The organism is Serratia inhibens (assembly GCF_003591175.1).
GTDB classification, from domain to species: Bacteria; Pseudomonadota; Gammaproteobacteria; order Enterobacterales; family Enterobacteriaceae; genus Serratia; species Serratia inhibens.
Genome location: NZ_QYYG01000002.1, coordinates 273,063 through 285,783, shown reverse-complemented (window position 1 = coordinate 285,783; position 12,721 = coordinate 273,063). Strand labels below are relative to the sequence as shown.

Genomic DNA, 12,721 nt, shown 5'->3' with positions numbered 1-12,721 from the left:
GCCATGCGCAGCATCATTGATACCGGCCTGCCGGAGATTGGGCAACCCTTTTCCTGGGCCACCAAAGGCGGGGGTATGTTGTTCACCGCCCAGGGTCCGGTCAGGCCAGACGGCAGTATCGAAACCGGCGCGCCGGAAAGCCAGATTACCCTGACGTTCGATAATCTGGCGCAAACGCTGAAGGCGGCCAATAGCCACAGCGATAACGTATTGCAGGTGATTGTTTATCTCACCGATGTGAACGACGTTAAATTACTCGATGAGATTTATAAAGAATACTTTAATTATCCTTACCCCAATCGTTCAACCGTTATTGTCGATAAATTGGTGGTGCCGGGAATGAAAATAGAAATAACCGTCAGCGCCACGGCCTGAGTCGTATTTTATTATCGTCTTCACCTGCAAGTTCATTAAGTAATGAATTAAGGAATCGCTATGTTTAATCATATCGGCGCGTCTGCGCCCGATCCTGTTTGGCCTGCACCAAAATAATGTCGATTAGGTTACTGCCGCCATTCTGAACGTCACCCGCGCTGTGTAAACGAGGTAGGGCATTGCCATGAAAGAGATGAAAGGTTTTGACCAAATAGCCCGGCGGCAGGGCGGGTTGAAGCAGCAGCTCACCGCCGGGCAGATGTTGATGCTGGCGATAGGCGGTGCGATCGGCACCGGTCTGTTTCTCGGCAGCGCCTACGCCATACAAATGGCCGGCCCCAGCGTATTGCTGAGCTATTTTATCGGTGGCGTGGTGGCTTTATTGCTGATGGGATGCCTGGCGGAGATGACCTCCGAACACCCGACGCCCGGTTCTTTTGGCGACTACGCTGAGTTCTATATCAGCCCGCTGTTCGGTTTTTTGGTGCGCTATTCCTATTGGTCTTGCGTGGTGCTGGCGGTAGGCACCGAAGTCACCGCCATCGGCATGTACATGCAGTTCTGGTTCCCCGGCACGCCGATCTGGCCCTGGGTGCTGCTGTTTTCTGCGGCGGTGATCGCCATCAATGTGATTGGCGTCAAGTCGTTCGGCCAGGTGGAATACGCGCTGTCGACCATCAAGGTGGTGGCGATTGCGGCCTTTATCGCTATCGGCATCGGCATCCTGGCGTTTTCCGCCAACCCGGCCTTTGGGGTTAAAAACTTTACCGACAACGGCGGCTTCTTCCCCTTTGGCGTCAAAGGCATGTGGTTCGCGGTGATCGTCTCCATTTTCAGTTACCTGAGCATCGAGATGATCGCGGTGGCCGCCGGCGAGGCCAGGAACCCGGTGATTGCGGTCAAAACCGCCTTCAAGGGCACCATTTTGCGGCTGTTTATCTTTTACATGCTGTCGATTGCGCTGATGCTGGCGATCGTACCCTGGCGGCAGTCCGGTACCGGCGAAAGCCCGTTCCTGGTGGCGATGAACGTGATCCATCTGCCCGCCGCTGCCGGTATCTTCAACTTCATCGTGCTGGTGGCCGCGCTGTCGGCGATGAACAGCCAGCTGTACATCACCACCCGCATGATGTTTTCACTTTCCCGCGCCGGGCAGGCTCCCGCTGCGTTGGGCCACGTCAGCCAACGCGGCATACCGGTGAGCGCGCTGGCAATGTCGTGCATCGGCATTGTGGTGTCGATCGTGCTGAGCCTGGTTTATCCGGAGAAATCGTTCGCCGCCATGATGTCGATCTCGGTGTATGGCGCCTGCTTTACCTGGTTGATGATCTTTGTCACTCATCTGTTTTTCCGCCGCCAGCACCGCAAAACCCACCTGAAATTCCGCATGTGGGGCTTCCCGTACACCACGCTGGCGGGGGCCGGGTTGATGGCCGCGTTGCTGATCTCCACCGCGTTCACCGAGTTTTTCAAAATGACGCTGTGGTTTGGCATTCCGTTCACCTTGCTGCTGGTGGCGGTCTATTTTCTTTATAGCCGTCGCCAGCCCACGCCGGTCCGGGAGGAAACGACGGGTGCGGAGTAAACCGGTCTGCTGAAAATGTGTCTATGTGGCTCTGGCGACAAACCACTTTATCCGGAAAATCAATCCTCTTTGAAGCGTGTGGAGCCTTATTGGAATGGCGAGTCAGACAGCAAAAAACGGGGTTAACCTTGGCGTGGGGCAGGTGGGCGCCACGCGTTCGGCGCAGGGCTGGATCAACGGCTTTTTGGGCATGTTGATTTTCAGCGGTTCTTTGCCCGCCACCCGGGTGGCGGTACAGGCGTTTGATCCGATATTCCTGACGGCGATGAGGGCGACGATTGCAGCGTTGCTGGCCCTGAGCGCGCTGCTGTTGATGCGCCAGCGTTGGCCTCGGCGTGCTGATATCATCCCGCTGATTTTTGTCGCCGTCGGGGTGGTGATCGGTTTTCCGCTGCTGACGGCGTTAGCCTTGCAACACACCAGCTCGGCGCATTCGCTGGTTTACATCGGCCTGCTGCCGCTGGCGACGGCCTGTTTCGGCGTTTTGCGCGGCGGGGAGCGCCCGAGGGCGGCCTTCTGGGGCTTTTCGCTGGCAGGCGGTCTGTTGGTTGGCGCTTTCGCACTGAGCCAGGGTTCTGGCGGTTCCTGGGGCGGTGATGCGCTGATGGTGGTCGCGGTGCTGCTTTGCGGATTGGGCTATGCGGAAGGGGCGGTGCTGTCCCGCCGGCTTGGCGGCTGGCAGGTGATCTCCTGGGCGCTGGTGATCGCGTTGCCGTTGGCGGCGGCGGTCGCGGCCTGGAGGGCGCCCGCAACCTGGACAGGGGTGAGTGCCGGGGCCTGGTTCTCGCTGGGCTATATTTCGTTGTTCAGCATGTGGATAGGTTTTATTTTCTGGTATCGCGGCCTGGCGCAGGGCGGTATTGCCGCGGTGGGGCAACTGCAATTGCTGCAGCCGTTCTTTGGCCTGGCGTTGGCGGGGCTGGTGCTGCATGAAACCGTCCAGCCGGCGATGATTGCGGTGATGGCCGGCGTCGTGGTTTGCGTGTTCGGCGCCAAACGTTTTTCGCGCTAAAGCCGGCCAGGTCATGACCCATACCAAACGAGCGGGTTGACCCGATGTCAGCGTTATTTGGCCTTCGGGCTACTCACCTTCTTTTCAGGTGCTCCCTATACTGGCTCTCTACACAGCAGAATGCTTGATTACCGAGCAACCTGCATTCGACCTGTCGAGACGACCCCATTCGGAGCCGAAAGCATGAAACTGACCCAAATTCGCAACGCCACGCTGTTGCTTGAATACGCAGGTACCAAATTTCTGATTGACCCTATGCTGTCTGACAAACAGGCCTGGGACGGTTTTGCCGGTACGGCGCGTTCCCATCTGCGTAATCCTCTGGTGGCGCTGCCGCTATCGATTGATGCATTGCTGGATGTCGATGCCATCATAGTGACCCATACTCATCAGGATCACTGGGATGAAGCCGCACAGGAGAAAGTGGCAAAGGACAGCCTCATCCTGACTCAAAACGACAGCGATGCCGAATTGATCCGCTCTCAAGGCTTCAGTAATGTGCGCGTACTTGCAGACAGCAACGAGTTTGCCGGCATGACCATCATCAAAACCGGCGGTCAGCACGGAAGCGATGAGGCTTATGCCAATCCCGATATCGCTGCTCGGCTGGGTGATGCCTGTGGTCTGGTATTCAAACACGCCGATGAAAAAACGTTATATATTGCAGGCGATACCGTCTGGGTTAAGCCTTACGTGGACAGCCTGAGTGCCTGGAAGCCTGATGTGGTGGTGTTAAATGCCGGTTTTGCTCAGGTTGACGGTTTCGGCGCGATTATTATGGGTAAGGAAGATGTGCTGCGTACGCATGAACTTATGCCGCAGGCTATGATCCTGGCCTCCCACATGGAAGCCATTAACCACTGTATCCTCAGCCGTGATGAACTGCGCGAGTATACGATTGAAAAAGGTATTCAGGACAGCGTGCTGATCCCGGCAGACGGTGAAACCTGTACGTTCTGATAACATTCTCGGCCCGGTAACCGCGCAACGCCCTTTGGTGCTGAAAAAGGGGGTGGTGTGCCGGTAAACAAAATAGGCCGACGAGAAACGAGAACCTAATCTATGTCTGCACTTTCCGTCGCTGTCATTGCCACCCATGGCTTTAGCCCGTTCCATTTTTCGGTACCCTGCATTATTTTCGGTCAGGCAATGCCGGAAGCGGGGCTGTTTGATCTGCATATTTGTGCGGAGCATCCTGGCGTAGTGCATTCTGATATTGGGGTATCAATCAACGTCGGTGAAGGGCTGGAGGCGCTCGATTCGGCGGATATTGTCGTTGTTCCGTTCTGGAACCACCCGGAAAGCAAACCTTCCGAAGCCTTGCTTGCCTCTCTGGTAGCCGCGTGGCAGCGCGGTGCAGACGTTGTGGGGCTCTGTCTGGGAACCTACGTACTGGCCTACGCCGGGTTGCTGGATCATCGTCGTGCGGCAACCCACTGGGAATTTGAACGCGACTTTACCCGCCGTTTTCCCGCAGTACATCTGGATAGCAATGCGCTTTATACCCATGACGATCGTCTTATTACCTCGGCCGGCACCGCGGCGGGAATAGACTGTTGCCTGTACATAGTTCGTAAACATTACGGCAGCACGCTGGCTAACCGGGTGGCCAGACGCATGGTCACGCCTCCTTATCGCGAAGGGGGGCAGGCGCAGTATATTGAACGTTCGGTACCGGAAACCACGCGCGACAACAAAATCAACGAACTGCTGGACTATTTGCGTCGCAATCTCGATAAATCCCACGACCTCGATTCGCTGGCGGGGCTTGTCAGTATGAGCCGGCGTACCTTTACCCGCCATTTTATCAAAGCCACCGGTGTCTCCGTCGGTGAGTGGCTAAATGCCGAACGGTTGCATCGCAGTCAGGAACTGCTTGAAAGTACCGATCACAGCGTAGAGACCGTGGCGGAATTGTCGGGTTTTCAGTCCCCGGTTTCTTTCCGCCAGCGCTTCCGGTCGCGGTTCGATATTAGCCCCAGCGAATGGCGCCGGGCGTTTCGCGGTACACGAACAGAGAGATGAGTCAGTGGCAGGGTTGCATTAGCTTTCAATGCAGCCCTTTTAAGCCTGGTGCTCAGGAGGCCGCTATCGATACCAGTACCCGATTCAACTTTTGGGCGGCGCGGTGAATAGCCTCGTCGTCGTAACCCCCCAGCCCCAGGATCAAGCCGCTTTTTCCGCTGCCGGGGGCGTACATCGGCGACAGCGCGCTGACCGCCACCCCGGCCTCGGCGGCGCCGGCGGCCACCCGCAGGTCATCCAGCCCCGCTTTCAACCACAATACCCGATGCATCCCCTGGTCACTGGGGAGCAAGGCAGCCAGATGCGGCGAAATATGCGCGTTGACGGCGTCGGTCAGTACGCGCCGCTTTTCCGCATAGACGCCGCGCATTCTGCGGATATGGCGATCCAGATGCCCCTGCGCCATAAAGCTGGCCAGTACGTGCTGGTCGGCGGTGGGCGGGTGGCGGTCCATCAGTACTCGCGCACCGCAGAAGGCATCCCGCAGCGGTTCGGGGACAATGGCGTAACCCAGCCGTAATGACGGGAACAGGATTTTGCTGAAGGTGCCGAGGTAAATGACCCTGGCGGGATCCAACCCTTGCAGAGAGGGAAAAGGGTGACCGGCGTAGCGCATTTCACTGTCGTAATCGTCTTCGACAACCCAGGCTTTTTGCTCTTTCGCCCACGCCAGCAGCTCGAGCCTGCGCGACATGCTCATCGGCATGCACAGCGGGTACTGATGCGACGGGGTGACAAAAGCGGCCCTGGCCTGCGGCGCGATCTCCCTGCCTGCCGCCACGTCGATGCCTTGGTCATCGACAGGGACCCGCGCCATCTGCCGGTCCCGGAGCAGGTTGTCAAAGATAGCGGTAATACCGCGATAGGCGGGGTTCTCCACCCAGGCGGCATCGCCGGCGTCCAGCACTATTTGCGTGGCGAGATACAGCCCCTGCTGGGTGCCGGAGGTAATGATCACCTGTTCCGGCGTACAGAGCACCGAACGCGATTTTCGCACATATTCGCAGATCGCTTTGCGCAGCGGCAACGCGCCAAGAGGATCGCCATAGCCTGATGGCGCGCCAGGCCCCCGGGCGCGGATGCGGTTGCCGAGCCGTCGCCAGACGTCATCGGGGGCGGTATCATTGATCGGTACCGAGACGGTGAAAGGAACTGGCGGCAGGGGTGCGCGTTGGGTGGCAAATTGCGCCAGCGCCTGCGCCTGGGCGGTCAGGGGAATGTCGCAGGCCTGCGGGTTTTTGGCCGCCGGCGGGGTTTTGCGGTCGAGCGCCATAGCCACGCGGGTACCCGAGCCGGGCTGCGCTTCCAGAAACCCTTCGGCGGTGAGCTGCTCAAAGGCGGCCAGCACCGTTCCTCTGGCAAGTTGCAATGCGCCCGACAGGACCCGCGTTGAAGGCAACAGATCGCCCGCTTTCAGCTCGCCTTTATGAATGGCGGCCCGCAGCGCTTGGGCAAGCTGGACACTGAGCTGCCCCGCATGTCGGTCAAGTTCGCCGATGGCGGGGATATCAACGGTTTTGGCGGTTCTTGGCATGGATTCCGGTCCAGGAGCAAGTGGCGATACAGGGCATTAACTGTAAACCACTTTTGAGCGGAATGCGGTAGCGGGTCTCGTTTAAAGCCGGCTTTTCGGGATCAGGTGATCGCCAAAGCTCAGGCGCTGGCGGCCTGGCTCCACTTCGGTCAGCGGTTCGACCTCGTTCAGCGTGGATTTGCAGCGCAGCACCAGGTCATGATATTCACGCGTGCCGGTCACTTTCCACGCCAGTTCCTGTTCGGTCAGGTCACGCAGCACTCGCGCCGGGCTGCCGACCACCAGTTTATTGGCCTCAATCACCGCCGCCGCCTTCACGAAAGCCATTGCGCCGACGATGCTGTTCTCGCCAATCTCTGCGCCGTCCATGATTACCGCGTTCATGCCGACCATGGCGTTACGGCGGATGCGGCAACCGTGCAGGATTGCGCCGTGGCCGATGTGGCCGTCTTCCTCCACCACAGTGTCCTGCTGCGGAAAGCCGTGCATCACGCAGTTATCCTGAATGTTGGCGCCGTCGCAGATAACCAGCCGACCAAAATCGCCGCGCAGGCTGGCGTTCGGGCCGATGTAAACCTGCTTGCCGATAATCACGTCGCCAATCAGCACCGCCGTCGGGTGCACATAGCTGCTCGGGTCTATCACCGGCGTCAGGCCGTCAATCTGATACACGGGCATAGTTAAATCTCCTTGAGAGTATCGCGTGGCAGGCCGCCGAAGCGCCGGTAATAACCTGCAGCCGGGGTGGGCAGGGCTCCAATGGTGGTTTCTGCCAGCGCGCTGACATAGTCGGTTGCGGCGTGGTCTACCCGCTGATAAATATTGATGCACAAATTGCGGGCGATTTGCCCCTCCCACTGCGCCGGCAGCAGGGCGTCCGGCAACAGCGGATCTTTCAGCGCCACGCGTCGGAAGAAGTGGATCAATAATAGCTTAATCTGGAAGCAACGCTGGGGCGTCAACAGGGCGTCGTCGGCTTCGCGCAGCAGTTGCATCAGCGGGCGGAAAGAGACGATAAACTCGTGATAACCCGCAGCCACGTCAGCCAGCGACCAGCAGGTGGCTACCAGCCGTTGCAGGGTAGGTTCGGAACGGTTGTACGGGTAGTCGGCGCGGAAGTAGATAACCTGCTCGCCGGCATCAAGCTCGCCGAGCAGCGCCGTCACGTCGGTTTGCGCATGAGTGGGCGCCGCCATCAGGTTGTTGGCGATCTGGCCGAAACCCAGCCAGCCCAGCTCTTTTTTCAGCCGCGCTCGCTCGCTTTTGTCCGCGCTTTCCAGCAGCAGTAGATCCCACTTGCCGTCCCAGGCCGGCGGTTCGCTGAGATAGATTTTCGACTCGGCATGGCGGAACTGGCGCATGCCCTGGTCGGTCACCCGATAGAAGCTGCGGCGGCCGATTTTTTCCACCGCCAGCCAGCCCTCTTTTTGCAGACGAAATACCGAGGTGCGCACGAAGCGATCGCCGAAACCGAGCGCCTCCAGCAGCGCGCTCAGACTGCCGAGCCACACTTCGCCACCGCGATGGCTGAGCGCATCGCCATACAGGGAGATAATCAGTGAAGTGCCGCTGATCGGCTGGGCGTCTACAGCATGGCGGATAAACTCATCCAGTTTATGTTCCATATTTTTCCATGGGTTAGCCGTCGATGAGACACAACATTAACACAGATTATTGAGGCGTCATCCGTGACGCCGGCCGAATTAGCGGGGCCGCAGATCGACCACGCGCTGGGCCTTGCCTTCCGAACGCGGAATGTCGCCGCAGTTGGCGATGCTGACGTCGGTGCTGACGCCGATAATCGATTTGATGTGGTGGCGCAACTGGTGGCAGATATCGCAGCGCTGCTGGTGGCTGAGGCCAAGCGCCGATTCTTTCAGCTCAACGCGCACCGCCAGGGTATCCAGATGCCCGCTGCGGCTGACCTGCAGCTGGTAGTGCGGCGACAGCTGTTCGAACTGCATAATCTGCTCTTCGACCTGCGACGGGAACACGTTGACGCCGCGAATGATCAGCATGTCGTCCGAACGGCCGGTGATTTTCCCCATGCGCCGCATCCGGCGCGCATCGCCCGGCAGCAGGCGGGTGAGATCGCGGGTGCGGTAGCGGATCACCGGCAGCGCCTCTTTGGTCAGGGTGGTGAACACCAGTTCGCCGTGCTGGCCGTCCGGCAGGACTTCGCCGCTCTCCGGGCAGATGATCTCCGGCAGGAAGTGGTCCTCCCAGATGGTCGAACCGCCGCCGCTTTCGGCGCACTCCATCGCAACGCCCGGCCCCATCACTTCGGACAGGCCATAAATATCCAGCGCCTTGATGCCCAGCCGGGACTCAATCTCGTGGCGCAATGCCTCGGTCCAGGGTTCGGCACCGAATACCCCGAGGCGCAGCGAACAGCTGCGGGCATCGCCGCCCATTTTACGTTCCAGCTCGTCGATCAGCGTCAGGCAATAAGAAGGCGTCACCATGATGACATCGGGTTTGAAGTCGAGGATCAGCTGTGCCTGTCTTTCGGTTTGCCCGCCGGACACCGGGATCACCGTCGCCCCGAGCCGCTCCGCGCCGTAATGGGCGCCCAGACCGCCGGTGAACAGGCCGTAGCCGTAGGCCACATGCACCTTGTCTTTGGCGGTGGCACCGGCGGCACGCAGGCTGCGGGCGACGATATCGGCCCAGTTATCGATATCCCGTTGGGTATAACCGACCACCGTTGGCCTGCCGGTGGTGCCCGACGAGGCGTGAATGCGTACCACCTGTTCCATCGGAACGGCGAAGGTGTCGAACGGGTAGTTGTCGCGCAGATCCTGCTTGGTGGTGTAGGGGAAGCGCGCCAAATCGCTCAGCTGTTTGAGATCGTCGGGGTGCACACCGGCCCGATCGAACTTGCGTTTATACATAGGCACGTTGTCGTAGGCGTGATGCAGCGTCCATTTCAGGCGTTCCAGCTGCAGCACTTCTATCTCATCGCGCGAGGCGAACTCAATGGTGTCGAGTGGCCGTGTAAGGGTTGTCATAGTTAGCCTCGGAGAGTCATACCCGTTCAATGATCATGGCAATACCCTGGCCGACGCCGATGCACAGGGTGCAAAGCGCGTAGCGGCCGGAGCGCCGTTCCAGTTCAAACAGGGCGGCCAGCGCCAGACGCGCGCCGCTCATGCCCAGCGGATGCCCAAGGGCAATCGCGCCGCCGTTGGGGTTCACCTGTGGGGCGTCGTCAGGCAGGCCAAGCTGGCGCAGCACCGCCAGCGCCTGTGCGGCAAACGCTTCGTTCAGTTCGATAACATCCATTTGCGCCAGGCTCAGCCCGGCGATTTCCAGCACCTTGCGGGTGGCCGGCAGGGGGCCAATGCCCATCAGGCGCGGCTCAACGCCGCAGGTGGCGGTGGCGACAATGCGTGCGCGCGGCGTTAACCCCTGGCGAACGGCCATGGCTTCGGAGGCGACAATCAGTGCCGCTGCGCCATCATTCAAGCCGGAGGCGTTACCGGCAGTCACGGTACCGGGCTGGCGGAACGGGGTTTTCAGCGCCTGCAACTGTTCCAGCCGGGTATCGGCACGCGGGTGCTCGTCCTGGCTGAACAGCGTCATCGCGCCTTTTTTGCCGGGGAGGCTGACCGGTACGATCTCCTGTGCCAATATGCCCAATGCCTGCGCTCGGGCGGCGCGCTGCTGGCTGCGCCATGCAAAGGCGTCCTGATCGGCGCGGCTGATATCGAACTGCGCCGCGACGTTTTCGGCGGTTTCCGGCATGGAGTCAGTGCCGAACCCAGCCTGCATCTGCGGGTTGATAAAGCGCCAGCCCAGGGTGGTGTCATACAGCTGCGCCTGGCGGCTGAAGGCGCTGTCGGCCTTGCCCATCACCAGCGGTGCGCGGGTCATGGATTCCGCTCCGCCGGCCAGCACCAACCCGGCTTCGCCTGCCTTGATGCTGCGCGCCGCCATCGCCAGCGCGTCCAACCCCGAGCCGCACAGGCGGTTGACGGTGGTGCCGGAAACCGTGACCGGCACGCCCGCCAGCAGCGCCGCCATGCGCGCCAGATTGCGGTTGTCTTCCCCGGCCTGATTGGCGCAACCGAGGATCACGTCGTCCAGCAGTGACCAGTCCACCTGGGGATGGCGCTCCAGCAGGGCACGCAGCGGCAACGCGGCCAGATCGTCGGCACGTACCTGAGCCAATGCGCCGCCATAGCGGCCAATCGGCGTGCGGACGCCGTCGCAAATAAATGCCTGACTCATGGTTGCTCCTCTAAAATGCGGTGGCCGAGGCGGTGCGCGCGGCCGCGGAACCAGGCGACGGTTTTGCCCCCTTGGTTGACTATCTCTACGTCATACAGCCCGGTGGTTTTGCCCTGATGGCGCACCTCGGCGCTGGCGGTGAGACGATCGCCCGCCAGCGCCGGGCGGATAAAATCTATGCTGCAGCCGGACGCCACCGCCGCCAGCCCCTGGCTGTTGCAGGCATAGGCGAAGGCGGTATCGGCCAGGCTGAACAGCTGGCCGCCGTGGCAGGTTTGGTGGCCGTTAAGCATCTGCGGGCCGACGGTCATGCTGACCCTGGCGAAACCGGCGTCGACTTCATCTACCTGCATACCCATCGCCTGCGCGCAGGCATCTTGTTGAAACATCCGTTCGGCGCAGCGTTGCGCCAGCGCATGGGGCGTATCGGCGTTCATCATTCGGCTCCTGAAGAGAGGGATGCGTAGTGGCGCAGCAACGGCATTGGCCGGTAGCGTGGCTCGCCGTAGTAGCGATGCAGGTTTTCCAGCGTGGCGAGGATTTGCCGCCAGCCGAGCGCAGCACCCCATTCCAGCGGGCCGCGCGGGTAGTTGACGCCGCAGCGCAGGGCGCTATCGGTATCTTCGGCGCTGGCAACGCCTTTGTTCACCACGTCGAGTGCTTCGTTGGTCAGCATGGCGAGGGTCCGCATCACCAACAGGCCAGGGTAGTCCGGCAGTAAAATCACCTGCTTGCCGAGGGATTGCAGCAGGTGCACCACTTTATCGTTGTGTCGTGCGTCGTTTTGCGGAGCGCAACTGATGGCGACGCAGGGGGCTTGCGAATAGTTGGCGGACAGATCAAACAGCACCACGGGGGTTCCGGTTTCTTTGGCAACCTGGCTGGCTGTTTTACCATTGGTTAACATGAATGTAACTTCGTCGATCCGGGCAAAGGCGCTGGTCTGGCCAGGTTGTATGATCGCCTCCGCATTTTCCGTCAGCAATCCGGCCAAAAATGCCACGCCCGCTGGGTCGCCGTGCAGTTGGATGCTGCGTGGCGGCTCCACCTGTGAGAGGGGCAGGCAGACGGCGGTCGGCGACGCTGATTCGCCGTTATAACGATAAAAACCGCAGCCGCTTTTGCGGCCCAGTCGCCCGGCGGCCACCAGCTCTTGCTGTACCAGCGACGGCGTAAAGCGCGAATCCTGGAAAAATGCCTGGAACACCGACTCGGTGACGGCGTAATTGATATCCTGGCCAATCAGGTCGGTCAGTTGCAGCGGCCCCATGGCGAAACCGCCGGCATCGCGCATCACCGCATCCAGAGTGGCGACGTCGGCCACCTGTTCTTCCAGCGCACGCAGGGTTTCGGCGTAAAAAGGCCGCGCCACGCGGTTAACGATAAACCCTGGCGTGGAGCGGCACAGCACGCTCCGTTTGCCCCATTGCCGGGCCAGCGTTTGCAGGGTGGTGACGGTGTCGGCGCTGGTGTCCAGTCCGCTGACGATCTCCACCAGCTTCATCAGCGGTGCCGGGTTAAAGAAGTGCAGCCCGGCCAGGCGTTGCGGGTGCTGCAGTGCGCCGCCGATGGCGGTAATCGACAGCGACGAGGTATTGCTGGCGAACAGCGCGGCGGATGAGCACAGGGTTTCCAGCTCGCGAAACAGGCTTTGTTTGATCGCCAGTTTTTCTGCTACCGCTTCTATCACCAGTGCACTGTCGGCCAGTTGATTAAGCGTATCCACCGGCTGGATGCGGGCCAGCAATGCCTCGGTGGCATCGGCGTCGGCCTTGCCGGCCGCAACGCGCCGGCGCAACCGCATGCCCAGGGCGCTCAGTGCGTTTTGGGCAGCGGTTGCGGCGATATCAAACAGCTTTACCTGATGCCCGGCATGGGCCGCCACCTGAGCAATACCGATGCCCATGGTGCCCGCGCCAATCACCGCTACGGTTCCGTTGAAGTTCGGCAGGCTCAT

Annotated in this window: 12 protein-coding genes; 5 read left to right on the top strand and 7 right to left on the bottom strand. The window is 60.4% G+C overall.

The features are described 5' to 3' along the window. Positions 1-3 precede the first annotated feature (3 nt). The 5 genes from D4100_RS10395 to D4100_RS10375 all read left to right on the top strand — a co-directional run bounded on the left by D4100_RS10395 (position 4) and on the right by D4100_RS10375 (position 4,997). Positions 4-375: a RidA family protein gene (locus tag D4100_RS10395; protein ID WP_119804276.1), complete on the top strand. Its 372-nt coding sequence runs from the start codon at positions 4-6 to the stop codon at positions 373-375. A 184-nt stretch (positions 376-559) separates the two neighbouring features. Beyond that, positions 560-1,960 carry an amino acid permease gene (locus tag D4100_RS10390; RefSeq protein WP_119804275.1) on the top strand — a complete coding sequence of 467 codons (1,401 nt, stop codon included), beginning with the start codon at positions 560-562 and terminating at the stop codon, positions 1,958-1,960. A 94-nt stretch (positions 1,961-2,054) separates the two neighbouring features. Continuing rightward, entirely contained in the window at positions 2,055-2,972 is a 918-nt protein-coding gene (locus D4100_RS10385) for a DMT family transporter (protein WP_119804274.1), read from the top strand. Between the two features lie 183 nt (positions 2,973-3,155). Next, on the top strand, positions 3,156-3,932 hold the full coding sequence (locus tag D4100_RS10380) for an MBL fold metallo-hydrolase (protein ID WP_119804273.1): 777 nt from the start codon (positions 3,156-3,158) through the stop codon (positions 3,930-3,932). Between the two features lie 102 nt (positions 3,933-4,034). Then, a complete protein-coding gene (locus D4100_RS10375) occupies positions 4,035-4,997 on the top strand; it encodes a GlxA family transcriptional regulator (protein ID WP_119804272.1) in 963 nt (320 codons plus the stop codon). Positions 4,998-5,049: 52 nt separating this feature from the next. Here the strand turns inward: D4100_RS10375 and pdxR are convergent, their stop codons facing one another. The 7 genes from pdxR to D4100_RS10340 form a co-directional block, all read right to left on the bottom strand. Next, positions 5,050-6,531, bottom strand: a complete 1,482-nt coding sequence (pdxR, locus tag D4100_RS10370) for a MocR-like pyridoxine biosynthesis transcription factor PdxR (protein ID WP_119804271.1) — start codon at positions 6,529-6,531, stop codon at positions 5,050-5,052. Between the two features lie 81 nt (positions 6,532-6,612). Further along, the gene (gene paaY / locus D4100_RS10365) at positions 6,613-7,209 is read right to left on the bottom strand and encodes a phenylacetic acid degradation protein PaaY (RefSeq protein ID WP_006319284.1); all 597 of its coding nucleotides are present in this window, start codon (positions 7,207-7,209) and stop codon (positions 6,613-6,615) included. A gap of 2 nt (positions 7,210-7,211) precedes the next feature. Beyond that, on the bottom strand, positions 7,212-8,156 hold the full coding sequence (gene paaX, locus D4100_RS10360; protein ID WP_119804270.1) for a phenylacetic acid degradation operon negative regulatory protein PaaX: 945 nt from the start codon (positions 8,154-8,156) through the stop codon (positions 7,212-7,214). Between the two features lie 78 nt (positions 8,157-8,234). After that, positions 8,235-9,542, bottom strand: coding sequence for a phenylacetate--CoA ligase PaaK (gene paaK, locus D4100_RS10355; protein ID WP_043912511.1), 1,308 nt, complete (start codon positions 9,540-9,542; stop codon positions 8,235-8,237). Positions 9,543-9,558: 16 nt separating this feature from the next. Further along, positions 9,559-10,764: a 3-oxoadipyl-CoA thiolase gene (pcaF, locus tag D4100_RS10350; RefSeq protein WP_119804269.1), complete on the bottom strand. Its 1,206-nt coding sequence runs from the start codon at positions 10,762-10,764 to the stop codon at positions 9,559-9,561. After that, the gene (gene paaI / locus D4100_RS10345) at positions 10,761-11,201 is read right to left on the bottom strand and encodes a hydroxyphenylacetyl-CoA thioesterase PaaI (protein ID WP_119804268.1); all 441 of its coding nucleotides are present in this window, start codon (positions 11,199-11,201) and stop codon (positions 10,761-10,763) included. Before paaI ends, pcaF begins: the two co-directional genes overlap by 4 nt. Continuing rightward, on the bottom strand, positions 11,201-12,721 hold the full coding sequence (locus D4100_RS10340) for a 3-hydroxyacyl-CoA dehydrogenase (RefSeq protein ID WP_119804267.1): 1,521 nt from the start codon (positions 12,719-12,721) through the stop codon (positions 11,201-11,203). The genes paaI and D4100_RS10340 overlap by 1 nt, the downstream gene beginning before the upstream one ends.

Coding starts and splice junctions, on each gene's coding strand:
- paaK (WP_043912511.1), bottom strand. CDS start 9,542: ATGACAACCCTTACACGGCCACTCGACACCATTGAGTTCGCCTCGCGC.
- pcaF (WP_119804269.1), bottom strand. CDS start 10,764: ATGAGTCAGGCATTTATTTGCGACGGCGTCCGCACGCCGATTGGCCGC.
- D4100_RS10390 (WP_119804275.1), top strand. CDS start 560: ATGAAAGAGATGAAAGGTTTTGACCAAATAGCCCGGCGGCAGGGCGGG.
- paaI (WP_119804268.1), bottom strand. CDS start 11,201: ATGAACGCCGATACGCCCCATGCGCTGGCGCAACGCTGCGCCGAACGG.
- paaY (WP_006319284.1), bottom strand. CDS start 7,209: ATGCCCGTGTATCAGATTGACGGCCTGACGCCGGTGATAGACCCGAGC.
- D4100_RS10340 (WP_119804267.1), bottom strand. CDS start 12,721: ATGAGCCTGCCGAACTTCAACGGAACCGTAGCGGTGATTGGCGCGGGC.
- D4100_RS10375 (WP_119804272.1), top strand. CDS start 4,035: ATGTCTGCACTTTCCGTCGCTGTCATTGCCACCCATGGCTTTAGCCCG.
- D4100_RS10385 (WP_119804274.1), top strand. CDS start 2,055: ATGGCGAGTCAGACAGCAAAAAACGGGGTTAACCTTGGCGTGGGGCAG.
- paaX (WP_119804270.1), bottom strand. CDS start 8,156: ATGGAACATAAACTGGATGAGTTTATCCGCCATGCTGTAGACGCCCAG.
- pdxR (WP_119804271.1), bottom strand. CDS start 6,531: ATGCCAAGAACCGCCAAAACCGTTGATATCCCCGCCATCGGCGAACTT.
- D4100_RS10380 (WP_119804273.1), top strand. CDS start 3,156: ATGAAACTGACCCAAATTCGCAACGCCACGCTGTTGCTTGAATACGCA.
- D4100_RS10395 (WP_119804276.1), top strand. CDS start 4: ATGCGCAGCATCATTGATACCGGCCTGCCGGAGATTGGGCAACCCTTT.